Origin of the sequence: Bradyrhizobium archetypum, assembly GCF_013114835.1 — a bacterium.
In the GTDB taxonomy this organism is placed as follows: Bacteria; Pseudomonadota; Alphaproteobacteria; order Rhizobiales; family Xanthobacteraceae; genus Bradyrhizobium; species Bradyrhizobium archetypum.
The window spans coordinates 190,001-216,263 of the sequence record NZ_JAAVLW010000006.1 but is presented as its reverse complement, the minus strand read 5'-3'; the positions used below and the strand labels follow the sequence as shown (position 1 = coordinate 216,263).

General features: G+C 62.3%; 18 protein-coding genes, 1 rRNA gene, 2 pseudogenes and 1 riboswitch (1 of these 22 only partly in view). Of the genes and pseudogenes, 10 read left to right on the top strand and 11 right to left on the bottom strand.

Annotation, left to right across the window (positions count from 1 at the left end):
- The first annotated feature begins 280 nt into the window (after positions 1 to 280).
- Positions 281 to 799: a hypothetical protein gene (locus tag HCN50_RS21220; protein ID WP_171711624.1), complete on the top strand. Its 519-nt coding sequence runs from the start codon at positions 281 to 283 to the stop codon at positions 797 to 799.
- 119 nt (positions 800 to 918) lie between these two features.
- Entirely contained in the window at positions 919 to 1,836 is a 918-nt protein-coding gene (locus tag HCN50_RS21215; RefSeq protein WP_171711623.1) for a hypothetical protein, read from the top strand.
- Between the two features lie 131 nt (positions 1,837 to 1,967).
- Here HCN50_RS21215 and HCN50_RS21210 read toward each other — a convergent pair whose 3' ends face one another.
- Entirely contained in the window at positions 1,968 to 2,567 is a 600-nt protein-coding gene (locus HCN50_RS21210) for a gamma-glutamylcyclotransferase (protein ID WP_171711622.1), read from the bottom strand.
- Positions 2,568 to 2,678: 111 nt separating this feature from the next.
- Between HCN50_RS21210 and HCN50_RS21205 the strand changes: the two genes are divergently transcribed.
- Positions 2,679 to 3,866, top strand: coding sequence for a DUF2125 domain-containing protein (locus HCN50_RS21205; RefSeq protein WP_171711621.1), 1,188 nt, complete (start codon positions 2,679 to 2,681; stop codon positions 3,864 to 3,866).
- Positions 3,867 to 4,046: 180 nt separating this feature from the next.
- Here HCN50_RS21205 and HCN50_RS21200 read toward each other — a convergent pair whose 3' ends face one another.
- From HCN50_RS21200 to HCN50_RS21190, 3 genes are read right to left on the bottom strand one after another with little or no spacing between them, the layout of a single operon-like run.
- Positions 4,047 to 4,988 carry a prephenate/arogenate dehydrogenase family protein gene (locus HCN50_RS21200; RefSeq protein WP_171711620.1) on the bottom strand — a complete coding sequence of 314 codons (942 nt, stop codon included), beginning with the start codon at positions 4,986 to 4,988 and terminating at the stop codon, positions 4,047 to 4,049.
- Positions 4,985 to 6,082 carry a histidinol-phosphate transaminase gene (gene hisC, locus HCN50_RS21195; protein ID WP_171711619.1) on the bottom strand — a complete coding sequence of 366 codons (1,098 nt, stop codon included), beginning with the start codon at positions 6,080 to 6,082 and terminating at the stop codon, positions 4,985 to 4,987. The genes HCN50_RS21200 and hisC overlap by 4 nt, the downstream gene beginning before the upstream one ends.
- Before the next feature lie 29 nt (positions 6,083 to 6,111).
- Positions 6,112 to 6,990 (bottom strand): chorismate mutase, encoded by an 879-nt coding sequence (locus tag HCN50_RS21190; RefSeq protein WP_171711618.1) that lies wholly within the window; start codon positions 6,988 to 6,990, stop codon positions 6,112 to 6,114.
- 161 nt (positions 6,991 to 7,151) lie between these two features.
- Positions 7,152 to 7,231, top strand: a riboswitch (SAM riboswitch).
- 87 nt (positions 7,232 to 7,318) lie between these two features.
- Here HCN50_RS21190 and metX point away from each other — a divergent pair.
- Entirely contained in the window at positions 7,319 to 8,509 is a 1,191-nt protein-coding gene (metX, locus tag HCN50_RS21185; RefSeq protein WP_171711617.1) for a homoserine O-acetyltransferase MetX, read from the top strand.
- Positions 8,510 to 8,518: 9 nt separating this feature from the next.
- The gene (metW, locus tag HCN50_RS21180) at positions 8,519 to 9,187 is read left to right on the top strand and encodes a methionine biosynthesis protein MetW (RefSeq protein ID WP_171711616.1); all 669 of its coding nucleotides are present in this window, start codon (positions 8,519 to 8,521) and stop codon (positions 9,185 to 9,187) included.
- A 98-nt stretch (positions 9,188 to 9,285) separates the two neighbouring features.
- Here the strand turns inward: metW and HCN50_RS21175 are convergent, their stop codons facing one another.
- On the bottom strand, positions 9,286 to 10,158 hold the full coding sequence (locus HCN50_RS21175) for an alpha/beta fold hydrolase (protein ID WP_171711615.1): 873 nt from the start codon (positions 10,156 to 10,158) through the stop codon (positions 9,286 to 9,288).
- A gap of 256 nt (positions 10,159 to 10,414) precedes the next feature.
- On the opposite strand from HCN50_RS21175, the gene HCN50_RS21170 reads away from it, so the two are divergent.
- Positions 10,415 to 11,278, top strand: coding sequence for a TIGR02594 family protein (locus tag HCN50_RS21170; RefSeq protein ID WP_171711614.1), 864 nt, complete (start codon positions 10,415 to 10,417; stop codon positions 11,276 to 11,278).
- A gap of 79 nt (positions 11,279 to 11,357) precedes the next feature.
- Here HCN50_RS21170 and HCN50_RS21165 read toward each other — a convergent pair whose 3' ends face one another.
- A complete protein-coding gene (locus tag HCN50_RS21165; protein WP_171711613.1) occupies positions 11,358 to 12,206 on the bottom strand; it encodes a phosphatase PAP2-related protein in 849 nt (282 codons plus the stop codon).
- Positions 12,207 to 12,860: 654 nt separating this feature from the next.
- On the opposite strand from HCN50_RS21165, the pseudogene HCN50_RS21160 reads away from it, so the two are divergent.
- Together HCN50_RS21160 and fsrB are read left to right on the top strand one after the other, a co-directional pair.
- A pseudogene (locus HCN50_RS21160) lies at positions 12,861 to 15,102 on the top strand (TonB-dependent siderophore receptor).
- Positions 15,103 to 15,210: 108 nt separating this feature from the next.
- Complete coding sequence (fsrB, locus tag HCN50_RS21155) at positions 15,211 to 16,503, top strand: siderophore utilization protein FsrB (RefSeq protein WP_171711612.1); 1,293 nt, start codon at positions 15,211 to 15,213, stop codon at positions 16,501 to 16,503.
- Between the two features lie 691 nt (positions 16,504 to 17,194).
- Here fsrB and HCN50_RS21150 read toward each other — a convergent pair.
- Positions 17,195 to 17,980, bottom strand: coding sequence for an MOSC domain-containing protein (locus HCN50_RS21150; protein ID WP_171711611.1), 786 nt, complete (start codon positions 17,978 to 17,980; stop codon positions 17,195 to 17,197).
- A 219-nt stretch (positions 17,981 to 18,199) separates the two neighbouring features.
- Here HCN50_RS21150 and clpB point away from each other — a divergent pair, with 219 nt between their 5' ends.
- The gene (gene clpB, locus HCN50_RS21145; protein ID WP_171711610.1) at positions 18,200 to 20,839 is read left to right on the top strand and encodes an ATP-dependent chaperone ClpB; all 2,640 of its coding nucleotides are present in this window, start codon (positions 18,200 to 18,202) and stop codon (positions 20,837 to 20,839) included.
- A 71-nt stretch (positions 20,840 to 20,910) separates the two neighbouring features.
- On the opposite strand, the gene HCN50_RS21140 is transcribed toward clpB, so the two are convergent.
- From HCN50_RS21140 to HCN50_RS21125, 4 genes and pseudogenes are all read right to left on the bottom strand, one after another.
- Positions 20,911 to 21,174, bottom strand: coding sequence for a hypothetical protein (locus HCN50_RS21140; protein ID WP_171711609.1), 264 nt, complete (start codon positions 21,172 to 21,174; stop codon positions 20,911 to 20,913).
- A gap of 74 nt (positions 21,175 to 21,248) precedes the next feature.
- On the bottom strand, positions 21,249 to 21,605 hold the full coding sequence (locus HCN50_RS21135) for an SPW repeat protein (RefSeq protein WP_171711608.1): 357 nt from the start codon (positions 21,603 to 21,605) through the stop codon (positions 21,249 to 21,251).
- A 132-nt stretch (positions 21,606 to 21,737) separates the two neighbouring features.
- A pseudogene (locus HCN50_RS21130) lies at positions 21,738 to 22,058 on the bottom strand (NHL repeat-containing protein); the annotation flags it as partial.
- A 91-nt stretch (positions 22,059 to 22,149) separates the two neighbouring features.
- Positions 22,150 to 24,219, bottom strand: coding sequence for a M23 family metallopeptidase (locus HCN50_RS21125; protein WP_171711607.1), 2,070 nt, complete (start codon positions 24,217 to 24,219; stop codon positions 22,150 to 22,152).
- Between the two features lie 845 nt (positions 24,220 to 25,064).
- Here HCN50_RS21125 and HCN50_RS21120 point away from each other — a divergent pair.
- Positions 25,065 to 26,263, top strand: a 16S ribosomal RNA gene (locus HCN50_RS21120); it runs 290 nt beyond the window's last position.

Sequence of the window (26,263 nt, the reverse complement as noted above, 5' to 3'; positions counted from 1 at the left end):
GATCGGATCAGTATAGGGAGGCCATTATGCCCCCACTGGAAGCAGACGACACTGATGAAGGAAGCCGCAGCCATGCTGAGATGGCGGCTGCCAGGCTTGCTTCGTATTCCTCCGTCGAACTGTACCCTGCCGCAAAGCCAATTGTGCTGACTCGTCGCTGCGACGACGACGGGGGCCGATACCACACCACAGACTGTGATTGACGGTTTCGTACAACCGAGTGGCGCCGTAGCGCCTGACGACAAGATACCGAACTGATTTCAACAAGGAGGGATTGATCATGGCCTCGCAGAGCAAGTCGCAATCGAATTCGGGCTTCAATCGGCGTTTCTTCCTTGCAGCAGCCGCCGCCGGCGGCGCAATGATTCCGGTAGCAGCGCAGGCAGCACCGAAGAAACGCGGCGTTTACACCGACCCGAAACCAAATTTAACGGACAAGGTGGCTGATTTCTCGTACCAAAATGATGTCCTCGCACAATGGATCGTCGATATATGGACGGGTCCCGCCAACAATCCCCTGATCTGGCCTACAGGATCCTCGGCGACCACGTCGGACTACAAAAACCGCTCGGATGCGGCAAAATCAGCTCTTGAGGCTCGGGGCATCTATTTGGCAAAGCCCATCGTGATTACAGAAGACGAGTACGACGACGGTTTCAGTTTGGCAGACGCAAACATACCGGCAGATACCGGAGTCGTCCTTGTGGTGCCGAGATACGCCCGTGCTACCAATACGCCTCCGAAACCTCTGCTTGAGACGGCCAAGATGCTGATGGCTGTTACCCCGAACGGGATCTAAGGCTGTTGCGACATGGTTTGACGCGAAACGATTAACTTGAAGCGAGCTCGGCCCGCATAACAAAACGCATCCTCCAAGAAACGAGCGCGGGCGAGCGATCGAAAAACGGGAGGTTTCGAATGGAACGGCCGGTCACGGAGTGGGTCAATGTCACGGGCGATATTTCAATCATCGCTCGCGAATCGGGAGAGGTCTGGTTTCATACGCTGAGCGGCGCGAAGGAAGACATGGATCCGTTTGCGACGCTGATGACGGGCGCAGGCTCGAAGGGCAGCACGGTCGGTCTGCTCGACGGCGCGATCAATCTCGGCTTTGCCGGTATAGAACAGAGCCTCGCGCGGCCGGAGCCGACACTCGTCGGCTATGCCGTGGCGTTGGTCGGCGCCTACCACACGTCGGTCGATACGCCTCGAAATCTCCGACGCGCGGCTGGGCGATTCGTGGAATTGGGCAGGCCAGAGGTCGCAGCCTACCTTGAAGAGCGCGCGCGCGAGGAGACCGGTCATGACCGGCTCGCCCTCAAGGATCTGCGCGCGCTGGGTCTGCCTGCTGAGCGCCTTGTCGCCAATTACATTCCGGAGGGGATCAAGCCGCTCTGCAAGCGCTTCGACGACCTCTGCGTCGAGGACTATCCGATTGGCTGCATCGGCTATTCCTACTGCCTGGAGCGCATCGCCGCGCTCAAGCAGAAGACCGATGTCGAGAAGGTGCAGGCAATGTGCCCGGACGGCATTGATGCGACCCGCTTCCTCAGAAGTCACAGCTCGCTCGGAAGCGAGGCCGCGCACGTCGAAGAGACAATCGAGTTCGTCGCGTCACTTCCTGCGAACGACCGTATCAGGGTCGTTCAGGAGACATATGAATCTGCATTGATCATGGCGGAAGGATATAATCACGAGCTTCTCAAATCCGAGGCGGAGATGCTCGAAGAGCTTCACCAGGCCATCGGTGAGGCGCTCCCGTTTCGTCCCGATTTATCTGCTTCGCGAGGCGAAACGCGCAGCGCTCGGACCGAGATGAGCGAAATGATGCCCTGACATCCCTAATCGTCAGCCTTATCGATGGCAGCAGGTGTCGCCTCTCCGTGACCGATAAGACCAATGGCGGATACTGGCCTATCGCGGCCACTTGGCTCCATTTCAGTCGGCTTATACGTACACATCTCAGCCTAACGGTCGCTGTTCTCTGCGGGAAGCGGCACCGAATGCTGGTCGTGCAGCATCGCTGCGAGCCGGTGCAACTGGGAATCGCGAAAGCCCTCCGCCTCGATCGCCTTCACGGTGGCCAGGACATAGTCGCGGTTGACGCCCGACTGGCCGTGGCCCTGCAGCACGTGGCGCAGCTGCTCGGTCAGCGACAGCCGCCCGGCATATTGTGCGTGGCCGCGGTCGACCACGTAGACCAGCGCGCTGACGCGCTGGCGCGCCTCGTTCTCCAGCCACACCGAGCGCTTCACTTCGCGGTAGACTGACGTGACCTGCTCGCGCTCGCGCAAATAGGTAATGGTCGCGGCGCGGTTCTTTTCCGCAACCCGGAATGCGATGCCGCGGCAGGCGCCGCCGCGGTCGAGGCCGAGCACGAGTCCGGGCTTCTCCGGCGTGCCGCGATGGACGAAGGAATAGACGCAGAGCGCGCGGTGTTCGCCGATCAGCCGCGCCGGCACCCGTTCGATGAAATCGAAGCCCGGCCGCCACATCAGGGAGCCGTAGCCGAACACCCAGAGGTCACCTGTCGAAAATTCCGTGTCGTTGAGCTTGTTTTCGGACATGCCGGGCGCACCGCTACCAGAACGGAACGGCAAAGCGAAGTGATTTCAATGCCTTTTGTTGTGGGAAGGGGATGCTTACATTCGCCAAAATCGCTAGCCAAAGGACGCCGCATGCCTGACATGACCCCCGCGCCGCGCCGGCGCCCGCTGTGGCGCCTCTTCATCATGCCCGCATTGCTCGTGGTCGCTGCCGCGGCATGGACGGCGTTCTGGTTCTATGCCGCCTCCGAGGTCGGCGTACGTGCCGATGCGTGGGCGGCGCAGGAGGCGAAGTCCGGCCGCGTCTATCAATGCGGCAAGCGTTCGGTGGCGGGTTATCCATTCCGTCTCGAAGTCCGCTGCGACGATGCCAGCGTTTCGCTGGTGTCGCAGACGGCGGGCGCACAGGCGCCGTTCACCGCGCGGCTTGGCGAGATCATGGTGATCGCGCAGATCTACCAGCCCAAACTTTTGATCGCCGAATTCAAGGCGCCGGCGACGCTTTCCGATCGCGGCCAGCCGCCGTCGATGAAGGTGAACTGGACGAGCGGCCGCAGCAGCGTGAGCGGACTGCCCGATATTCCGCAGCGCGCTTCCATCGTGTTCGACAATCCCTCGATCGATCGCGTCAACGGGCCGGTCGAGACGCCGCTCGCGAAGGCCAACCATACCGAGCTGCACGGCCGCCTGGCCGACGGCTCGACCAGGGATCAGCCGGTGATCGAGTCGGTGCTGCAGATATCCGGTGGCAACGTGCAGGAGCTGCACCCGGTGCTCGCCCGGCCGTTCGACGCCGACATTCAGACCAAGTTGACGGGACTGAAAAATTTTTCGCCAAAGCCGTGGCCCGAACGGTTCAGAGAGCTGCAGGCGGCGGGCGGCCATGTCGAGATCGTGCGTTCGCGGATTCAACAGGGCGATCTGATCTCGGTTGCCGCCGGCACGTTGAGCCTCAACGCGCAGGGCCGGATCGAGGGCGAGCTGCAGATGACGGTGGCCGGAATCGAGAAGGTGATTCCGTTGCTCGGCATCGAGAAGATGCTGGAGGAGGGCGTGCCGCAGGCGACGCTCGATCGCGTCGCACCCGGCGTCAGGACGCAGGACCTCAACAATCTCTTCGGCGCGCTCGACAAGGCAATCCCGGGGCTCGGCAAGGTCGTCAAGCAGAACGCCAATGCCGGTGTCACCGCCGGCATCAACGCGCTCGGCAAGGAGGCGGAGCTGGAGGGCAAGAAAGCGCGCGCCTTCCCGATGCGCTTCGTCGACGGCACGGTGTTTTTAGGGCCGATCAAGGTGGGCCAAGTGCCGCCGCTGTTTTGATGCACATTCAACCGTCGTCGCCCGGCTTGACCGGGCGATCCAGTATTCCAGAGACGGTCGTGATTGAAACGAGAGGCCGCAGCGTACTGGATACCCCGCATGCGCGGGGTATGGCGACATCTTGTGGAGCGGCATCTCAACTCCATCGTAACGCCCGAGCTCAACGACGCCGTGTCTCCCTCACTCCGCCTTCTTTTCCAGCGGCGGATGCGGCCGGCCGAAATCGGGAGCTGCCGAATCCTGGCCGATCTCGACGATGCCGCGGCGGATGGCGCGGGTGCGGGTGAAGTGGTCGAACAGCGCCTCGCCGTCGCCGCGGCGGATCGCTCGCGTCAGTTTCGAAAGATCCTCGTTGAAGGTGCCGAGCATTTCCAGCACGGCTTCCTTGTTGTTCAAAAACACGTCGCGCCACATCGTCGGGTCCGAGGCCGCGATACGGGTGAAATCGCGAAAGCCGCCGGCGGAGAATTTGATCACCTCCGATGAGGTCACCTGCGCCAGCTCGTCGGCGGTGCCGACGATGGTGTAGGCGATCAGGTGCGGCAAGTGGCTGGTGATCGCCAGCACCAGGTCGTGGTGGTCAGGCGTCATGGTCTCGACCTTGGCGCCCATGCCGGCCCAGAACGCGCGCAGCGCTTCGACCGCCATCGGATCGGTGCCCTCGGGTGGCGTCAGGATGCACCAGCGGTTGATGAACAGTTCGGCGAAGCCGGAATCGGGCCCCGAATGCTCGGTGCCGGCGACCGGATGCGCCGGCACGAAATGAACGCTCGGCGGCAGATGCGGCGCCATCTCGCGGACGATGGCGCCCTTGACCGAGCCGACGTCGGAGACGATGGCGCCCGCTTTGAGGTGCGGCGCAATCTCCTGCGCGACCGGGCCACAGGCGCCGACCGGGATGCACAGGATCACGAGATCGGCGTCCTTGACGGCTTCCGCGTTGCTCTCCAGTACCCGGTCGACGATGTTGAGCTCAGCTACCCGCGCGCGCGTCTTTTCCGAGCGGGCAGTGGTGACGATTTCGCTGGCGAGCGCTTGCGCCCGCGCCGCACGCGCGATCGAGCCGCCGATCAGGCCGAAGCCGATCAGCGCGACGCGCCGGAAGATCGGTGTCGCGTTCATTTCGCCGCCATGAAGTCGCGCAAGGCATCGACGACGAGGCGGTTGGCCTCCTCGGTGCCGATGGTCATGCGCAGTGCGTGCGGCAGGCCGTAATTGTTGAGCGCCCGCAGTACCAGCCCGCGCCTGGTGAGGAACGCATCCGCCTCAGTCGAGGTTTTGCCCTTCTCGTTGGGAAAGTGGATCAGCACGAAATTCGCCACGCTCGGCGTCACCTTGAGCCCGAGCTTGCCGATTTCTTCCGTCAGCCAGTTGCGCCACTGTTCGGTGAACGCCTTCGACTTCTGGACATGTGCGGTGTCCTCGATCGCGGCGACCGCCGCCAGCATCGCTGGCGTCGAGACGTTGAAGGGGCCGCGGATACGATTCACGGCGTCGACGATGTGCGCGGGGCCAAACATCCAGCCAATCCGCAGCGCTGCCAGCCCGTGAATCTTGGAGAAGGTGTGCGTCATCACGGTGTTTTCGGTGGTCGCCACCAGCTCGAGGCCGAGCTCATAGTCGTTGCGCGACACGTAGTCGGAATAGGCGGCATCGAGCACCAGCAGCACATGCGGCGGCAAGCCGGCGCGCAGCCGCTTGACTTCATCGAACGGCACATAGGTGCCGGTCGGGTTGTTCGGATTGGCGAGCCACACCAGTTTGGTGCGCGGCGTCACGCGCGCCAAAATCGCGTCGACGTCGGCGGTGAAATTGGTCTCGGGCGCGACGACATTCTTGGCGCCGTTCGCCATCGTGGCGATCGGGTACACCAGAAAGCCATGCGTGGTGGAGATCGCCTCATCCCCCTGGCTGAGATAGGTGTGCGCCAAGAGGTTGAGGATCTCGTCCGAGCCGGCGCCGCAGATGATGCGGTTGGGATCGAGCCCGTAGGCGCGGCCGATCGCCTCGCGCAGCACCTTTGAGGTACCTTCCGGATAGTCCTCCAGATGATCAGCCGCTTCCTTGTAGACTTCGACCGCCTTCGGCGACGGCCCAAACGGGGTCTCGTTGGCGGACAGCTTGAACACCTTGCGGCCCGGCTCCGGCACCGGCGTCTTGCCGGGCGTGTAGGGCGCAATATCGAGAATGCCGGGATTCGGCACGGGGCGGTTCATCTTGGACTCCGGAAATTGCGGGCCGGCGTTTATGGCTTGGCCGACCCGTTCGGGGGCACCGTATAGCGCGTTGCGTGGCTGCCGACGAGGGCCGAAGAGCGCACCGAGGCACCGGCCTGGATCAGGGCAGTCTTGATCTTCTCGAAGCCAGTACCGGCGTCCGACACCAGAAGCGCCGCGCCGTCGAAGGCGGTATCGGGCACCGCGACGATTTCGGCGAGCGGGGCGAGGGCGCGGGCGATGTCGGCATTCCACCCCGAGACACGGACGCTCCACATCTGCACCTCCGTCACCATGGCATCGTCGGCGACCCGCGAGATCACGAAGACCGGCAGCGCCGCCGGATGATCGGCGCGTTCGAGGAACGGCAGTCGGGCGATGATCTTCGGCGCGCCTTCCGCCTCGAGCAGATTCCACCACGGCGTGCGGCTGGAAATCGCCGAGACCAGCGCCAGATCGCCTTTCGAGTTCGCCACCGCCTCGACGGCGGCCTGCGCGCTGAAATGGCCCACATAAGGTACGACGAAGCCGAAGTGAAACCGCGCCGAATCCCGCATCGCCGGTTCGCCGACGGAGACGTCGGCGTGCACTGAGAACGGCGCCTGGACATAGGTGAACGTCGAGATGATGACGCGCCAGATGCTCTCGATCGTGTCGAGCGGCAGGATGCCGCGATGGCGCTCGACGAGGCTGCGCATCATGCTGGCCTCGCGCGCGGGCCGGAATGCGGAGCCGACTTCCTGGGTCTGCTTCACCTGGATCAGCCGGTCGATGATGTCGCCGCGTGCGATCAGGAGGCGATGGACCTGCTCGTCGATCGCGTCGATCTCCTTGCGCAATTCCTGCAGCGAGGGCGGAGCCGGGGGAGCCTTCGACCTCTCAGAATTGGACCTCTCAGAATTGGACATCTCAAAACCTTCTGCGCCGGATCGGTTGAAATCACCATCCGGTAAGCAATTGATTAGAAAAGACGGCCGCCGAAAGCAAAGAGAAACGTCATATCCGCCATGAGCCCTGCAAGGTTAACCATGCGTCTGCCTTGACGGAGAGCCGCCTTCGGACTAGCTTTGTTCCATTCCGTGGTCATTTGAGCCGGCCGGCTTGCAGCCACGTTAAACAACTCGCTAAACAGGCCGGGGACAGAAGTGATCCCGGCCGAACCTTTCGTTCAGGCCGGGTTTTTTATGGCCTGATTTCTGTTCCGGAGAGCCTCCGCGAGGAGGCAGATCGCCCGCGATGACACATTTGCAGTCGGTATCCAATCCGTCGATCCATAGCGAAGATCGCGCCCACGAGGCCGATCATCCGAGCTCGCTGCTGGCGAAGTTCGGCACCGATCAGCCGTTGAAGCTCGATTGCGGTATCGACCTTGCGCCATTCCAGATCGCCTATCAGACCTATGGCGAACTGAACGCCGACCGCTCCAACGCCATCCTGATCTGCCACGCACTGACGCTCGATCAGCACGTCGCCAACGTGCACCCGCTGACCGGCAAGCCCGGCTGGTGGGAAATCATGGTCGGCCCCGGCCGTCCGCTCGATACCGACCGATATTTCATCATCTGTTCGAACGTGATCGGCGGTTGCATGGGATCGACCGGTCCGGCCTCGACCAATCCGGCGACCGGCAAGGCGTGGGGGCTGGATTTTCCGCTCATCACCATTCCCGACATGGTCCGCGCGCAGGCCATGCTGCTCGACCGGCTGGGCATCGAAACATTGTTGTGCGTGATCGGCGGTTCGATGGGCGGCATGCAGGTGCTGCAATGGACCGCTGCCTATCCGGAACGCGTATTTTCGGCGCTGCCGGTCGCCTGCTCGACACGTCATTCGGCGCAAAACATCGCGTTTCACGAGCTCGGCCGGCAGGCCGTGATGGCCGATCCGGACTGGCATCACGGGCGCTATTTCGAACGCGACACCCACCCGCATCGCGGGCTGGCGGTCGCGCGGATGGCGGGGCACATCACCTACCTCTCCGACGCCGCGCTGCATCGTAAGTTCGGACGGCGGATGCAGGACCGCGAGCTGCCGACGTTCTCGTTCGACGCGGATTTCCAGGTCGAGAGCTATCTGCGCTATCAGGGCTCGTCCTTTGTCGAGCGCTTCGATGCCAACAGCTATCTCTATCTGACACGGGCGATGGATTATTTCGATATCGCCGCCGATCATGACGGCGTGCTGGCGGAGGCGTTTCGCGGCATCAAGACCCGCTTCTGCGTGGTCTCGTTCACATCGGACTGGCTGTTTCCGACCTCGGAATCGCGGGCGCTGGTGCATGCGCTGAATGCGTCGAGCGCGCGGGTGTCGTTCGCCGAGATCGAAACCGATCGCGGCCACGATGCCTTCCTGCTCGACGTGCCGGAGTTCTTCGACATATCCCGTGCCTTCCTGCAATCCGCAGGCAAGGCGCGCGGGTTAGATTAGGTAACTGACATGGCGTTACAGGAACAGACATTGCCGCTCGGCGGCATTGCGCCCGACCGCACCGGCAAGTATCGCACCGATCATCTGCTCGTCGCCGAAATGATTCCGCACGGCTCGAAAGTGCTCGACGTCGGCTGCGGCGACGGCGAATTGCTGCAACTCCTGGAGAGCCGCGGCATCGATGGCCGCGGCATCGAGCTGTCGCGCGAGGGTGTCAACCGCTGCGTCGCCAGGGGCCTCGCCGTGGTGCAGGGCGACGCCGACACCGACCTCGTCAACTATCCCGACGACGCCTTTGATTACGTGATCCTGTCGCAGACGCTGCAAGCAACACGGCAGCCGAAGGCCGTTCTGGAAAACCTGCTGCGCATCGGCCGGCGCGCCATCGTCTCGTTCCCGAATTTTGGCTTCTGGAAGATGCGGCTGCAACTATTGGTCGGCGGCCACATGCCGCGCACCGAACATCTCCCGGCGACCTGGTACGACACGCCGAACATCCATTTCTGCACCATCAAGGATTTCGTGCAGCTCTGCGACGAGATCAACGTCAAGATGGAGCGCGCCGTGGCGCTGGATCTCTACGGCCGCCCGGTGCCGCTGAACCTGCCCTGGTGGGTCTGGAACATGTTCGGCGAGCAGGGCGTGTTTCTGCTGAACAGGGGCGGAAAGGGGAAGTGACCCGCAGGCGTCATTCCGGGATGGTCCGAAGGACCAGACCTCGGATGCGCAATTGCGCATCGTAGTTCGATGCTGCGCATCGCCCCGGAATGACACCGTCAAACCACCGCCGCCACCATCGACCGCGGATCGCGCGCCGGCCATCGGCCGGCCTCTACCAGCGCGATGAAACGCTCCACCATCTCGTTGAACAGCGCCGGCTCTTCCAGATTGAGCACATGGCCTGATTTCGGAAACAACGACAGCCCGGCCGCCGGCAGGTGCTTCTTCAGAAACAGGCTCGGCCCGATGCAATTGTCGTCCTCGTCCCCGCACAGGATCAGCGCCGGCGTCGGGACGCGGCGGATTGCATCCGTCATGGTGTAGATCGACGGGCGCTTGCCCTGAAAGCTGCGCATCGTATTGGCCGAACCTTTGGCGTCATGCCGCGCCAGCGCGGCGTAGAAATCGGCGTGGCCGCGCGGGTCCTTCAAGAGAAACGGAATCCGGCTCGGCGTCTCGCGCGTCACCTTGGCGACCTCGACCGAGCCGATCGACTCATATTGCTCGGCATTGGCGACGCACTGGGCGCGGAAGGCGTCGAGATGTTCGAGGTCCGAACCGGCGCCGACGGCGGCGAGCGTCATCGACAGCGCCCGCGCCGGCGCATTGAGCGCGACCTGCAGCGAGGAATACGAGCCCATCGACAGGCCGACGAAATGCGCCTTAGCAATGCCGAGGTGGTCGAGCACGGCGAGCGCGTCGGTGTAGAAATGCTCGTAGGTATAGACCTCGGCGGTATCAGGCACGTCGGACGGCGTATAGCCGCGCGCCGAATAGGCCATGCAGCGGTGGCCGCGCGAGAAGTAACGCATCTGCGGCTCCCAATTGGTGTGGTCGGCCGCGAACTCGTGCAGGAAGATGATCGGCGTCCCGCTTCCGGCCTCTTCGAAATAGAGGCGGACGTTGTCTTTGGTGACGGCGTAGGGCATTTCGGATTCCTCTCAATTTTCTTGCTATTTCGTAACTTCATTGCGCGATCAGATGAGAAATTTGCAATTAATTCTCGCGGCTGCAATACGGCAGAACAGATTCATTTTCGCCACGGAATCCGCGCGGAATCACCCCGAAATTGTTACCGCGCTGCCACATGAAATCTTCCTCTCGTCACATCCCGAATCGCAAAACGCCGCCCGCGTTCGTTTGTAGGCGAACGCAAATGGAAGTGGGGTGCTAAAGAGGATCAGTATGAGTCAGTTGTTTGCGTTTCGCCGGTCGCTTCGTTTCATGGCGCTGGCACTGTGTTCGGCTTCCATCTTCGTGTTTGTCTCTCCGGCTTCAGCAAGACCACATCACGGCGCAGGGCGGCACGCTCGCGCCTATCACGCCGGTCATCACGCCAAGCATTATGCGTATCGCCACCACCGCCATGCAGGGTGGATGTCGCGCGGGGAGCGCGGGACTGCGCAGATGCAGGGCGGCGGCTTCGCCGAGATCAATCCGAGCTACGCGCAGGGCAGCGCCGAGATGGTGACGCCCGGCAGCTTCGGCTCGCCGAGCGTCACCGCAGCGGGTGCCGATCGCGCCGGCCGCCGTGCGCGGGCACGGCACGCCGCGCATCAATCGCGCTGGGAGCGTGCGGTCGCGCAAATGCATTCGCGCGGGCTTGCCGATGCCAACGCAAGCGTTGCGCCCACAGCAGCCGTCGCGTCGAATGAGACGGTGACGCCGACCGGCGGCGCAATGGCCTCCGGATACACCTCGTCGAATGTTGTCGCAGAAGCGCGCAAGTATCTTGGCGGCAATCCGACGGGGCGGGGCAGCCTGTGGTGCGCGCGGTTCATGAACATGGTGCTGCAGCATTCTGGCTATCGCGGCACCGGCTCGGACATGGCGAGCTCGTTTGCGAAATACGGCCAGCGTGTTTCCGGCCCGCAGGTCGGCGCCATCGCGGTGATGTCGCGCGGCCGCCGCGGCGGCCATGTCGGCATCATCACCGGCATCGATGCCAAGGGCAATCCGATCATGATCTCCGGCAACAACGGCAACCGCGTCCGCGAAGCCCCGGTCTCGCGCGGCCGCATCTACGCCTACGTCATGCCGACGAGCTGAGCGACGTCGTTGCTAGTCATCGGGTCGCGCAGATGCGCGCCCGATGAGGGCTCCACTAGCACGGAGCCATTCGGATAATTCAGTCAGTCCTGGATTGACCGGTCGGCAATGCTTCATCGCCTACGAGATGCAGCGCGAACGGCTTAGGTGCGGGCCCATGTCCGCTGTCGGCTGGGGCCAATATCTTTCGCCTTGTCCGCTTTGCTCGCGGCGCAGCCTCGCTCTCGGAGGAACGAAACAGCGCGTAGTCGCGACCAAACAGCCAGCAGGAAATCTGAAATATGCCGTGGGTGATGAATAACGCCGCAAGCACATCGATCGAATAGTGATAGTGGCCGAGCAGCACGATTGCGCCGAAGAAGCCGGTCAGCGCGAGGTAGAATATTCGCCATTGCGGAATGTGCCAGAAGGCAAGCGCTGCGAGAAGCGGCAGGCCGGTGTGACCGGAAAAGAACAGGTCGCTGCCGTAGAAAATCGAGTTGAAGAACGGTGCCGGCTGCTGCGGATCGATCGGGCATTGCGCCACGTGGGTGAGGGCCACGAATACGGCGCGGACCAGCAGGAACAGCGCTGCGGCCTTCAGTGCGAATGGCAGCCGGTTCGGCCGCGAGGCCAGCAGTCCTGCGGTGATCACGAACGCCGTGAACGTCCCGTAAATGAACAGAAAACGCACATTGAAAGGCCCAACGCGGCTCAGCACAAAGTCAGTGACGTAGTTGCTGGCGTGGACTGTGGCGTAGGTGACGGCAGCGTAGATGGCAATCGAGCTGGCGGCGAGAAAAAATGCGCCTTCGGAGAGCGAGCGCAGATACGCGCGATTGCCCAACAGTGTTCGGTAGAGCCTTATGGTGTCTTCCATTGCGACCGCCCCTCCGCTCGCAAGCGTATAATGCAGGGGCGCGGCGGTGGCGTATGAACTACGCCACATCCTGGAATCCGGCCCTCGTTGCGTGAAATTAGGTCGGCGCGGCGGATCCCTATGTCCGCGCGGCCTCTCAGTTTCGTGAAGAGGCTTCGCGGGGAGTCTGGAACGTAACAGCAGGACCGCCCGACGAAGTCGTTTTCTCACTCCGACGAAGACATCCTGAAACAAACTAGTGGTTTGATGTCTATTCCCCAACAACCGGAGGCTATGTGAGACTCCCTGGGGCGAGGTTCAGGCTCACCAGAGATTTGCCTGAGGCGATAGGTGTCGTCATGCGCGAAGATTTTGCTTCATCCAGTTTTCTTGCTGTTATCGTCGTAAGCCTGATTGTGGTTTGTACCGGCCTTCTCGCACTTGGAATCTGAACTCCAGTCCAAGGCGATCGCGCGCCGGCGCGACGCTCCGGTGTGCAGCGATCGGCAAAGGTCGGGTGCTTAATCGTGCTTCGGCTTGATCGCGCCGAACGATTTCAGTGATATTCCCATCTGTCTCCCAATCTGGAGCAATTCTAGCAAGCCCCCATCGAACTCCGAAGATGTCTGCGTTAGAGCGAGGCATCAAAAATCCTACCGGCCAAGCCGGCAGATTTCGGGGTATCTAAGGGTGACACTGACAGCATTTCATTCGTTTTCCGCCACTCGATTCCAACTCTTGCGAATGATCTGCCTCGGAGCAGTCAGCAGTTTCACCCTCTCCCTGCCGACAGGCGCCGCGCTGGCGCAGTCCTCACTGCCGCCGGTCACTGTGGACGCGCCGCAGGAGCGCACGCGTCCGGCCGCGGCCCAACCATCCCGTCGCGCCGCGACCACGCGCGCTACGCGCGTCACTCGCGCCGCCGCCAACCCGCAGGCGGCGCCGCCTGCGTCCACATCGGGTCCAGGCGCCGGCGAACGCGCCAATGGTCCCGTACGCGGCTTCGTCGCTACCCGCACCGGCACGGCGACCAAGACCGACACGCCGATCATCGAGACCCCGCAATCGATCTCCGTCGTCACCACCGATCAGGTCAAGAACCAGGGAGCGGAATCGGTCGGCGCGGCGCTGCGCTATACCGCGGGCGTCAGCGGCGACGTCAACGGCGGCTCCGACACGCGCTTCGGCGGGTTGCAGATCCGCGGTTTCGACATGACCATGCCGGGACTCTATCTCGACGGCCTGCGGGTGCCCAGCAGCAACTATGTGCACTTCCTCGGCCTCGAGCCCTACGGCGCCGAGCGTCTGGAAGTGCTCAGGGGTCCATCCTCAGTGATGTATGGCGGCAGCGGCACCGGCGGCATTCTCAACTATGTCAGCAAGCTGCCCACGGCCCACCAGTTCGGCGAGATCTCGGTTTCGGGGCGGCAGCTTCAATCGCTACCAGGGCCAGTTTGACGTCGGCGGCCCCGCCAACAAGGAAGGCACGGTGTTGTGGCGCCTCACCGGTGTCGTCCGCGACGGCGAAACCCAGGTCGATTTCACCAAGGACAACCGCGTCTTCATCGCGCCCTCTGTGACGATCAAGCCGAACGAGGACACCACCATCACGCTGCTGGCCAATTATCAAAAGGATACCGCGGGCTGGGGCCTGCAATTCCTGCCGGCCTCGGGCACGGCGTTTGCCAATAATGGTCGCTTCATCCGGAATACGTTCTTTGGCGGCGAGCCCAATTTCAACCGATTTGATACCGAACTGGCCACGGCCGGGTACCTGCTGTCGCACGACATTAACGAGGCGCTGACGTTCCGGCAGAACCTGCGCTATGCGTGGATGCACAACGAACAGCAGAGCTTCTATGGCACCGGCTATGCCTCGGCGGCCGACGAAGCCGCAGGCCTCATGTCGCGCTATGGCGCAGGCGGTGCATCGACCATCAACTCCTTCGCTGTCGACAACCAGCTGCAGGGCAAGTTTGTCACCGGCATTTTGAGCCACACCACGTTGTTCGGAATCGACTACCGCAATACGTCGTTCCGGGACGCCGCTTCAGGGTACAGCACCGGCAAGATCAACGTATTTGCGCCTGTCTACACTAACGCGTGGACCAATGACGGCCCCTACGACGACAAGGGCATCAAGCAGTCGCAGATCGGCTTCTACGCGCAGGACCAGATCAAACTCGGCCGGCTCTCGTTCCTGCTCGGCGCCCGCCAGGACTTCGCCTCGACTGATCTCGACAATTTTCTCGCCGGATCTTCCGCGAGAACGGATGCCTCGGCATTCACCCGTCGCGGGGCCGTGATGTACAATTTCGATAACGGCATCGCGCCATATTTCAGTTACGCCGAATCATTCCTGCCGGTGCTCAACACCAACGTCTCCGGCGAACTGCTGAAGCCGGAAACCGGCGTCCAGTATGAAGTCGGCGTGAAGTATCAGCCTGTCGGAATCAATGCGCTGATCACTCTGGCGGCGTTCGATCTGACACGGTCCAACGTCGTCACCTTTGCCCCTCCATCGTACTTCGCCGAGCAGACCGGACAGGTTCGGTCGCGCGGCATTGAACTCGAAGGCACTGCTACGCTGGTCGAAGGTTTCAACGTCCGCGGCGCCTACTCTTACATCGACGCCGAGGTCACAAAAGATCCGGTAAACGTCGGCAAGGCTCCGACCACCGTGCCGCTCAACCGTTTCTCGCTGTGGACCGACTACACGCTGCAGGCTGGCCAGCTCGCCGGCGTCCAGGTCGGTGGCGGCATTCGTTATGTCGGCTCGACCTTCGGCGACGATGCCAACACCTTCAAGGTTCCCGCGTCGACTGCGGTCGACGCGCTGCTCGCCTACACCAAAGATAATTATCGCCTGGCGCTCAACGTCACCAACATCGCGGACACCCGCTATGTCGCGGCCTGCTACGGTTACACGAGCTGCTTCTACGCCGAAGGCCGCAAGGCGATCGCGAAACTGACCTATCGATGGTGATAGGCAGTGATAGGCAGCGATATGCTGCGACCGATACATCACCAACGCCGGTCTAATCGACCGGCGGCGATGATGTCTGCCAATAACGCAACAGCACGGGCGAAAGCCATGAGATCGATCTTCGGGCGACTGCATCGCTGGGCCGGGCTTCTCACCGCCGGCTTTCTGTTTTTTTCCGGCATTACCGGCGCGATCATCTCGTGGGATCACGAGATCGACGACCTCCTGAACAAGCACCTGTTCGACGTGACCAGCAGCGGTCCCGCGATTCCCTCCGTCGAGCTTGCCAAGCTGATCGAGCAGCGCGATCCGCGCGCGCGCGTCGTCTACATGTTCATGACCCCGGAAAAGGGCGAATCGCTGTGGTTCTTCGTGCTGCCGCGGATCGATCCCGCGACCGGCAAGCGATTCAACATCGATTACAATCAGATCTTCCTCGATCCCAATACCGGCGCCGAACTCGGGCGGCGCTACTGGGGCGCGGTGTGGCCGGTTACCCGCGCCAACTTCGTCTCGTTTCTCTACAAGCTGCACTACACCATGCACATCCCGGAATTCTGGGGCAGCGATCGCTGGGGGATGCGCCTGCTTGGCGTCATCGCGATCATCTGGACCATCGATTGCTTCGTCGGCTTTTATCTGACGCTGCCGTCCCGTCGCCGCGCCAGGGCGGAGCGAGCGCCTGCCGTTGCGCGCGAACTCAGCCGAGGCTTCTGGGCGCGCTGGGCGCCGGCATGGAAGATCAAGACCTCCGGCAGCGCCTATCGAATCAATTTCGATATCCATCGCGCTTTCAGCCTGTGGACCTGGGCGTTGCTGTTCGTCATCGCCTTCACGGCGTTCTCGCTCAACCTCTATTTCGAGGTGTTCTCGCCGCTGATGAAGACGGTATCGAACTATACTCCGACACCTTACGAGCAGCGTCCGTATCGGCATCTCGACGATCCGATCGAACCCAAGGTCACGTTTGCCGATATCGCCGCGCGTGCGGCGGCCGACGGCAAGAGCCGGGGATGGACCACGCCGGTCGGCGCGATTAGCTACGGCCCGGCCCATGGCGTGTATGCTGCGGCTTTCTTCCACCCCGGCGACGATCATGGCGCCGGCGGCGTCGGCCCGGCGCAGCTTTATTACGACAGCGAGGACGGACGCCCGATCGGCGAGCGGCTGCCATGGGTCGGCACCGCCGCCGATATCTTCGTGCAGGCGCAATTCCCGCTGCACTCCGGACGGATCGTCGGGCTGCCGGGCCGCATCCTGATCTCGGTGATGGGGCTGGTGGTTGCGGCGCTGTCGGTGACCGGCGTCGTGATCTGGTTGCGCAAGCGCCGTGCGAGGGTCCGGGTCCGCGAGGCCGTTGCAACAGGCTCACGCAGGGGACAGCTTGCGCCGGCGGAGTAGCTCCATCGAGCCTGTCGGGGGACTGGCAAATCACTTCTGATTTTCAGAAATCGTGTCAAGCCCACAATTCAAAAATAATCCGCTTTCGTTCTCACCCAAATCAGTCGCATAACTCCGCCGGTCTCACCGCAGATGAGGGGCGCTCGCGAACGTCACGAACGCGCGGTGAGATGCGATGGACGCGGATGGCGCGAGAGACGTTGCGCGCGGTAAGCGTACGGCGAAGTCGTGTGGTTCGGACGCCGCGGTGCTGGCGTTAAGTCCTTTGAGAAGCGAAAGCTGCTCAGGGGCGACGGAGGCAAAAGAGCCGTTCTCCGGGGAGAGCACGAAGTAAGCCGTAAAGCCATTGCGCAGGGAAGGCCGGGATGCTCCCGCTGTACCTGTATGCTCGTGTGCGTTCTTTTTATGCGCAATTGCACACGAGACCGCGGGTGCGGCGCGCACCCGGTCTTCCCTGCGCCCTCTGAATGAGAGGGCGGGCAAAGAAGACGCAAAGCTCGGGCAGTTCATGTCGCGAGAGCGCCGCCGCATATTCAGTCGTCATCCCCGCGAAGGCGGGGGATCCAGTATTCCAGAAGCAGCAGTGATTGAACCGATAGGCCGCGGCGTACTGGATCCCCGCCTGCGCGGGGATGACGGTTGTTGTGCTATTTCAGTACTCGCAACGACGGCACATCCCACGCGAACGGAATCACAACAACTCCGCCTGCTCCGCCGCGATCGCATCGCCGGCGCTGATGCTGCCGCCGGTGATTACCTCGGCATAAATGCCGCAATCGCCGTGGCCGAGCCGGCGCTGCAGCGCCTGCGGGATGGCGAGGTCGCGCTCGGCGGTATCTGGGTCGACATTGACGGCGGCGCAGCGGACGATGCGCTTCACCACCTTCAACCTGACCCCGCCGATCGCCAGCGTCCGGTCGAGCAGGTCGAACTCGTGCCAGGCCGGCCAGCCCTCGACATAGAGGTTGGCGCGGAAGCGCAGCGGATGGACCGGCGCGCCGACGAGATCCTCGATGGCGCGGACGCTGGTGAGATTGATGATGGAGACGACCTTGCGGGCGACATCCGAAAAACTGTGGCCGGGACTTTCGAGGACCTTCGGCGGCCCCTTGATCCGGCCGGCAAACGCGGTGGCGAAGAAGTTCTCGATTATCCGCCGACCCTCGGCCGTGGCGAGGTTACCCTCCGCCGCGATCTCGCCATTCCGGCGAATCGTCAGGACCTCGCTGGTGTCATCAAAATGGGTGCGCAGGCCGGCCAGCCATTCGTCCCGCATCAACATCAGGAAATGCGGTTTCGCCAGCCATTTCGGCTCGGCCGGGTCGAACCCGGACGGGCCGTTCTCGATGGCGTAGCGGCGGTCGGCCAGCAGGGTCTGCCCCGGCTTGAGCTCGGCCTGGGTCAATTGCTCCGGAGTCAGGCCCTTGACGGGGTAGCGGTAGATTTTGGCGATCTTGGCAGGGGCTGTATCAGGCATGCGGCTTATTAAGGTATTCCCTCATCGTGCGCCACTGGTCCCGAATTTGCGCTCCGGCCTCTTCCGTTTTGGCCGGCAGTGCCCACATTTGCGTCAAGCCTGAAAACAGGGCGACGACCCGCGGCCGGTTGAGGAATGTCAACGCGGTCCGCGTACCCCCAATGAAGATGCCGCAATCATGCCTCAGGGGTGGGAGCGGCATGCCGAGGGAAGCAAAAGATGAATATTGAAAAATACACCGAGCGGGCGCGCGGCTTCATCCAGTCTGCGCAGTCGCTCGCCATGCGCGATGGACACCAGCAGTTCTCGTCGTTGCACGTGCTCAAGGTCCTGCTGGACGACAGCGAGGGGCTGGCCGGCGGCCTGATCGACCGGGCTGGCGGTAACTCCCGCGCCATCCTCAAGGCGACCGAGGATGCGCTCAAGAAGCTGCCGAAGGTTTCGGGAAGCGGCGCGGGACAGATCTATCTTGCCCCCGATATGGCGCGCGCATTCGATGCGGCGGAAAAGGCCGCCGAAAAGGCCGGCGACAGCTTTGTCACGGTCGAGCGGTTGCTTTTGGGCCTGACGCTCGAGAAGAACGGCGAGGCCGGCGCCATCCTCAGCAAGGGCGGCGTCACGCCGCAAAATCTCAATGCGGCGATCGAGACGCTGCGCAAGGGCCGTACAGCCGACAGCGCATCGGCCGAAAACGCCTATGACGCGCTGAAGAAATATGCCCGCGACCTCACGCAGGCCGCGCGCGACGGCAAGCTCGATCCCGTGATCGGGCGCGACGAGGAAATCCGCCGCACCATTCAGGTGCTGTCCCGCCGCACCAAGAACAATCCGGTGCTGATCGGCGAGCCCGGCGTCGGAAAGACCGCCATCGTCGAGGGCCTGGCGCTGCGCATCCTCAACGGCGATGTGCCGGAGAGCCTGAAAGACAAGAAATTGCTGGTGCTCGACATGGGAGCGCTGATTGCGGGCGCCAAGTACCGCGGCGAATTCGAGGAGCGGCTGAAGGCCGTTCTGCAGGAGGTTACCTCGGCCGAAGGCTCGATCATCCTGTTCATTGATGAGATGCATACCCTCGTCGGGGCGGGCAAGGCCGATGGTGCGATGGACGCGTCCAACCTGCTCAAGCCCGCGCTGGCGCGCGGCGAGTTGCACTGCATCGGCGCGACCACGCTCGACGAATACCGCAAGCATGTCGAAAAGGACGCCGCGCTGGCGCGGCGGTTCCAGCCGATCTTCGTCTCCGAGCCGACGGTCGAGGACACCATCTCGATCCTGCGCGGGCTCAAGGACAAATACGAGCAGCACCACGGCGTTCGCATCACGGATTCCGCGCTGGTTGCCGCGACTACGCTGTCGAACCGCTACATCACCGACCGTTTCCTGCCCGACAAGGCGATCGACCTCGTCGACGAGGCTGCGGCGCGGCTGAAGATGCAGGTCGATTCCAAGCCGGAAGAACTCGATTCGATGGACCGCGAAATCATCCGGCTGAAGATCGAGCAGGAAGCGCTGAAAAAGGAAACCGATGCCGGTTCGAAAACCCGCCTGCAGACGCTGGAAAAGGAACTTGCCGAACTCGAGAAGCAATCGGCAGACCTGACTTCGCGCTGGAGCGCGGAGAAGAACAAGCTGTCGAACGCGCAGAAGCTGAAGAGCGAGCTCGATACGCTGCGTATCGAGCTTGCCAACGCGCAGCGCCGCGGTGAATTCCAGCGCGCAGGCGAACTTGCCTATGGCCGAATTCCGGAGCTTGAAAAGAAGCTCGCCGAAATCGAAGCCAAGGAAGATGTCGGCGAGATGATGGAGGAGGCGGTGACCGCCAACCATGTCGCGCAGGTGGTGTCGCGCTGGACCGGCGTTCCCGTCGACAAGATGCTGGAAGGCGAAAAGGACAAGCTCCTGAAGATGGAGGACCAGCTCGGCAAGCGCGTGGTCGGCCAAGCCGAAGCCGTGCGCGCGGTGGCAACCGCCGTGCGCCGTTCGCGCGCCGGCCTGCAGGACCCGAATCGGCCGACGGGCTCGTTCATGTTCCTAGGGCCTACCGGCGTCGGCAAGACCGAGCTGACGAAAGCGCTCGCCGAGTACCTGTTCAACGACGAGACCGCGATGGTCCGCCTCGACATGTCCGAGTTCATGGAAAAGCACTCGGTGTCGCGGCTGATCGGCGCGCCTCCCGGCTATGTCGGCTATGACGAGGGCGGGGCGCTGACCGAAGCGGTGCGGCGGCGGCCCTATCAAGTCGTGCTGTTCGACGAGATCGAAAAGGCGCATCCCGACGTCTTCAACGTGCTGTTGCAGGTGCTCGATGACGGCCGCCTGACCGACGGCCAGGGCCGCACCGTCGACTTCCGCAACACGCTGATCATCATGACGTCGAACCTCGGTTCGGAATTCCTGGTGAACCAGCCGGAGGGCGAGGACACGTTTGCGGTGCGCGAGCAGGTGATGGGTATGGTGCGGGCGCATTTCCGGCCCGAATTCCTCAACCGCGTCGACGAGATCATCCTGTTCCACCGCCTGCAGAAGAGCGAGATGGGCCGGATCGTCGAGATCCAGTTCGCGCGGCTGCAGCGGCTGTTGGAGGATCGCAAGATCACGCTGACGCTCGATGCCGCGGCACGCGACTGGCTGGCCGCCAAGGGCTGGGATCCGGCCTACGGCGCCAGGCCGCTGAAGCGGGTGATCCAGCGCAACTTGCAGGACCCGCTGGCCGAGATGATCCTGGCGGGCGACGTCGCCGACGGCGACCGTGTCGTCATCTCGAGCGAAGGCAACGTGCTGACCTTCAACGGCAAGGCGGCGCGGACCGCCGACATCGCCCAGTTCGAGGGGCCGGTGCCGAAACGCAAGCTGAACTAGAAGTGCCGCACGAACGCAAAAGCCCCGAACACCTGATGCTCGGGGCTTTTGGTTGCGGGCTGGCAGCTAGCTCATTCCGATGAGCTGACGACAGGCCCCGGCTCACCGGGATCGTCGTCTTCGGGCTCGAGCTCGGTCAGGATGTCCACAAGCTCGCGGACCCGACCGGTCGCGAGCGGCCTGCCTGCGTTCAGCATCGGCTCGTCATTGGCCATCCACGCCTGAGCTTCCGCGAGCTCCTCTACCGTGGCACCAGTTCCAATGATCTGAGCGATCGTGACCTCATCGGCGCCGCTGACTGCCCTGGTCACGTCCTCCCGGGTAATGCGGTTCATGGGTGATCCCCTTCAAGTCACGCTGATAGCCGCCCGCCGCTGGGAGCGGCGAGCGGTAGGATATGCAAGGCTGGTCAGCGACCCATCGTCAGACGAGGCGGATTCTGGGACATCAGCCAGAGTTCGACGGCGGCAAGCACCGCCACGGCAGCGCCAATCAGCACGTGCACGGTCAGCGCGGTTCCCTGGAAGCCCAGGGCCCAGGGCGAAATCAGCGCCCAGAGGCCGACGATCAGGTTCAGCCATTCCTCCCAGACCGCGAATGCCGCCAGCGCTGCGATTGCAAGGATCGCGATCACGAGACCGGTGATCATGGCGTTCTGAGAGACCTTCCCGGCGTCGAAGCCAAACATCCACGGCGATACGAACAAAACCGCGCCGAGGACGAGGTTTGCGACGTCGCACAATTTGGCATTCGTCCAATTCTCCATGACATCCTCCATTGAAGGTCTGCCAGTACGTAATAAACCGGACAATGGCCGTTCGGGTTCCATAAGGGCCGCAACTGAATGTAAATTAATGAAACCGGCGGGCGCAGTCGGCGACCTAGATGGTGTCCTTGGCCCGTCGGAGACGATGCCGATGCCGCCGGGCAGCGCCAGCTTGCGGATAATGATCTGCCTGGCGGCGCCGACTTCCTGGATGCCGTTGTCGGCCATGTTGGAAACGAAGATACGGTCCTTGTCGTCGATGGCGAGATTGTCGAGCGACGGCTTGAGCTGCGCGACCAGCTCCTTCGCGCCGGTATTCGGATCGACGCGCACCAACTGGCCGAGCGCGGTATCGACCACCCGGAAATTGCCCTTGGAATCGAAATTGACCGCGGCCGGAATCTTGAAGCCGTCGGCAACCACGGAAAGCTCGGCCTTGTCGACATCGACCCGGAAGGAGTCCGTCGGGCGGTGGCGCGCAGGCATTGCCACAATCCCACGACCGACGAGAAAGCGGTCTGGTCCTGAATATCTTATCGAAGGCTCAGCGGCTGACCTGGCGCGCTTGCGGTGTCGTGCCGGTCACTTCGGAAACCCGCGCCGAATTGCCGCGACTATTCATCTGGGCATCGAGCCGGTCGCGCTCCTTTTCGAAGTTCGCCAGCATTGCACCCTCGAGTGAGCGACCGCGCGGCAGCTTGACGCGCATCGGGTCGACGAAGCGGCCGTTCACCAGAATTTCGTAGTGGACGTGGGCGCCGGTCGACATGCCGGTTGATCCGACGAAGCCGATCACCTGGCCCTGGCGGACGCGCTTGCCGGGCTCCATGCCCTTGGCGAAGGCCGACATGTGGCCATAGGCGGTCTCGTAGCCGTTGTTGTGCTTCAGGCGGACATATTTGCCGTAGCCGCCTTCCCAGCCGACCTTCTCGACCACGCCGTTGCCGGAGGCGAAAATCGGCGTGCCGTAGGGGGTCGCCCAGTCCACGCCGGTGTGCATCTTGGTGAAGCCCAGGATCGGATGACGGCGGCCGCCGAAGCCTGAGCGCATGATCGCGTTGTTGACGGGTTTGCGTACCAGGAACTTCTTCGCGCTCTTGCCGGTCTCGTCGTAAAAGTCGACGACGGAATCGTCGGGGGTCTGGAAACGATAGTATTTCTTGGTCTCGCCGCCGACGGTGAGGGAAGCGAACAGCACCTCGGTCTTTTCGCTGTTGCTGGTGCCCTCGTCCTCGCCGGCGAAGTATACGTCGAAGGAGTCGCCCGGCTGCACCTTGCGCTGGAAGTCGACGTCGTAAGAATAGATGCGGACCATGTCCTCGATGACGGCGGCCGGCACCTTGTTGCGCAGCGCGGTCTCGTAGATGCTCTGGTAGAGCCGGACGCCGCTGCCGTCATCCTCGTCGTCGTCGTCATCGTCCTTGCTGGCAGTGGTCTCGGCGACGGTATTCATGCTCTGCACGTCGACCGCGACATATTTGCCGACGTCCGAAAGCGCAGCGACCGCTTCGACCGTGGTCTCGTTGGCCACGACCACGCGGTAGGGTTGCAGGCGGGCGCCCGGACCGAGGCCGGAAGGGGCCATCAGGATGCGGATCTTCTGACCTTCCTTCAGGCCGCCGTCGCGGCCGCGGGGCCCAAGGGTCATTGCAACCGCCCTGGCCTCATCGGGCGTCGCGCCGAGATCGCGTAGGATCGAGGTGATACTGTCACCCTTCTTGACGACGTGAACGCGTTCGCCCGATGGGTTGCCGCCGGTGATCTGGTCCTTGGTCTTGGGCAACAGGGTGACGTTTTCCGGCACCACGCGGGTCTCGAAGCCGGCATAGGGGTCGGAAACATTGCCTTCGGTGGCGTAGGCGAGCTTGAGATCGGACTGCACACCGCTGGCGTCGGCGGCAGCATTGGCAAGCGCCGTGTAGCGGACCCCACCCGAGCCGCGCCAGTTCGCCGCGTCCCGTACCCGCATCAGAACTTCATCGAGCGCGACCACGGCGGCGAGCTTCGCCTTTGGCAGGACCGTCGCGAGATCCTTGGTTACGAAGGACACCTCGGCGTCGGGTTCGACCGCCTCGGGATTGTTCGGATCCTCAGCCGAGGCCTGGGTCGTGCTGCCGACATCGGTGAGCAGGCGCTGGGCATTGTAGGGCGGGATCTTGGCGCTTAGATCGCTCGTCGTCATCGACAGATTGCCGGAGATGCGGACGAACGGCCGCACCCGCATCACGTCGCGATTCCCGACGCGGGTCACGGTCGAGACCCGCATCACATTGCGCGAGGCGGTGGAATCGCCGGGCGGCGGCAGGCGATCGCTCTTGTGCAGGGTGGCGGTGCGATCGTTGGCGCTGAACGCCCCGCGCAGGGCTCCCTCGACGCGTTCTGGCACCTTGGCAAAGGTCATTTCGCCGTCGAGGGACGCAAAAACGGCGCCGCCGATGAGGGCCGCGCCGCACAGACCGGTCAGGATGGTACCGCTAAACCATTGTACGGAGACACGGCGGCGATCGATCACCGCAGCTTCGGAGCCATCGACGGAGAGTGGCGGCTCGTGACCGAGATCAATGATCCCGATCTCGCGTCCATAGCCGCTCCCGCGTGGCGCCTTCTGGCTCAACCCTGTGTCCCCCCAAATTCCATCGATATCCGACAAGACCTTCGCCCGATCCAGACCCCACGTTTCCGTCCTTTTGAAGGAAGGAGCGGTTCCGGAGGATGGCGTGCCGCACGCATGGAAATTCGGGAATCAGAGGCCAGCAGAAGACCGGCCGGAATCTCGAACGTCAATGGTGTGCAGATCTCTCGAAAGCTTCTCGGCCGCGTGGGAAAGGCGACGGGTTCATCGAGATCGCCTGTTCCCGGGTAGAAAACCACCGGCAGCTCCCACTGGCATTCGGTGATTCATTGCTTACCTTATAGTCAGAACGTCGCAGGATTGTGGCTCAAGTGCGGCCAAAGGCCCGAAATATAGGGACTTCTTGGCGTCGCAAAAATCTTCAACGTGATGCGACAATTTGTTGACGATGGGCGTTGACAACCGAGATCGGGCGGGCCTATAACCCGGCCACTGAGCGCGGCGATGCATTGGCCCCGAGGCCAAGGCATCTCTTCGCGCCCCGCAAGCTCCTCATTACGATGAGTGACTCAACAGCCGATACCAATCGGTTGTTATTTGTCGTCGGATGAGATCTTCGGGAACCTTCCAGAGGGAAGGATGGGGTCCCCGCGATCCCGGGCTGTTTGACAAGTGAAGATGAAGAAAGAGAAGCGTGGACGGCGGAGTCCTTGCGTGGTCTCGAATACTTGAAAGCTTCGGCTTTCATCTTTCGAGGCCTGGACGAAAGACTTCGGCGGTACACGTTTAATAGGTTACACCATCGTCGTCAGCGATGTGAATCGTCGGCGATATAAATGGTGGGACCTCGTCAAACGTTGTGATCAGCCGGTTCAAGGTTTCAAGTCCAACTTGAGAGTTTGATCCTGGCTCAGAGCGAACGCTGGCGGCAGGCTTAACACATGCAAGTCGAGCGGGCGTAGCAATACGTCAGCGGCAGACGGGTGAGTAACGCGTGGGAACGTACCTTTTGGTTCGGAACAACCCAGGGAAACTTGGGCTAATACCGGATAAGCCCTTACGGGGAAAGATTTATCGCCGAAAGATCGGCCCGCGTCTGATTAGCTAGTTGGTGAGGTAATGGCTCACCAAGGCGACGATCAGTAGCTGGTCTGAGAGGATGATCAGCCACATTGGGACTGAGACACGGCCCAAACTCCTACGGGAGGCAGCAGTGGGGAATATTGGACAATGGGCGCAAGCCTGATCCAGCCATGCCGCGTGAGTGATGAAGGCCCTAGGGTTGTAAAGCTCTTTTGTGCGGGAAGATAATGACGGTACCGCAAGAATAAGCCCCGGCTAACTTCGTGCCAGCAGCCGCGGTAATACGAAGGGGGCTAGCGTTGCTCGGAATCACTGGGCGTAAAGGGTGCGTAGGCGGGTCTTTAAGTCAGGGGTGAAATCCTGGAGCTCAACTCCAGAACTGCCTTTGATACTGAAGATCTTGAGTTCGGGAGAGGTGAGTGGAACTGCGAGTGTAGAGGTGAAATTCGTAGATATTCGCAAGAACACCAGTGGCGAAGGCGGCTCACTGGCCCGATACTGACGCTGAGGCACGAAAGCGTGGGGAGCAAACAGGATTAGATACCCTGGTAGTCCACGCCGTAAACGATGAATGCCAGCCGTTAGTGGGTTTACTCACTAGTGGCGCAGCTAACGCTTTAAGCATTCCGCCTGGGGAGTACGGTCGCAAGATTAAAACTCAAAGGAATTGACGGGGGCCCGCACAAGCGGTGGAGCATGTGGTTTAATTCGACGCAACGCGCAGAACCTTACCAGCCCTTGACATCCCGGTCGCGGGCCCCAGAGACGGGGTCCTTCAGTTCGGCTGGACCGGAGACAGGTGCTGCATGGCTGTCGTCAGCTCGTGTCGTGAGATGTTGGGTTAAGTCCCGCAACGAGCGCAACCCCCGTCCTTAGTTGCTACCATTTAGTTGAGCACTCTAAGGAGACTGCCGGTGATAAGCCGCGAGGAAGGTGGGGATGACGTCAAGTCCTCATGGCCCTTACGGGCTGGGCTACACACGTGCTACAATGGCGGTGACAA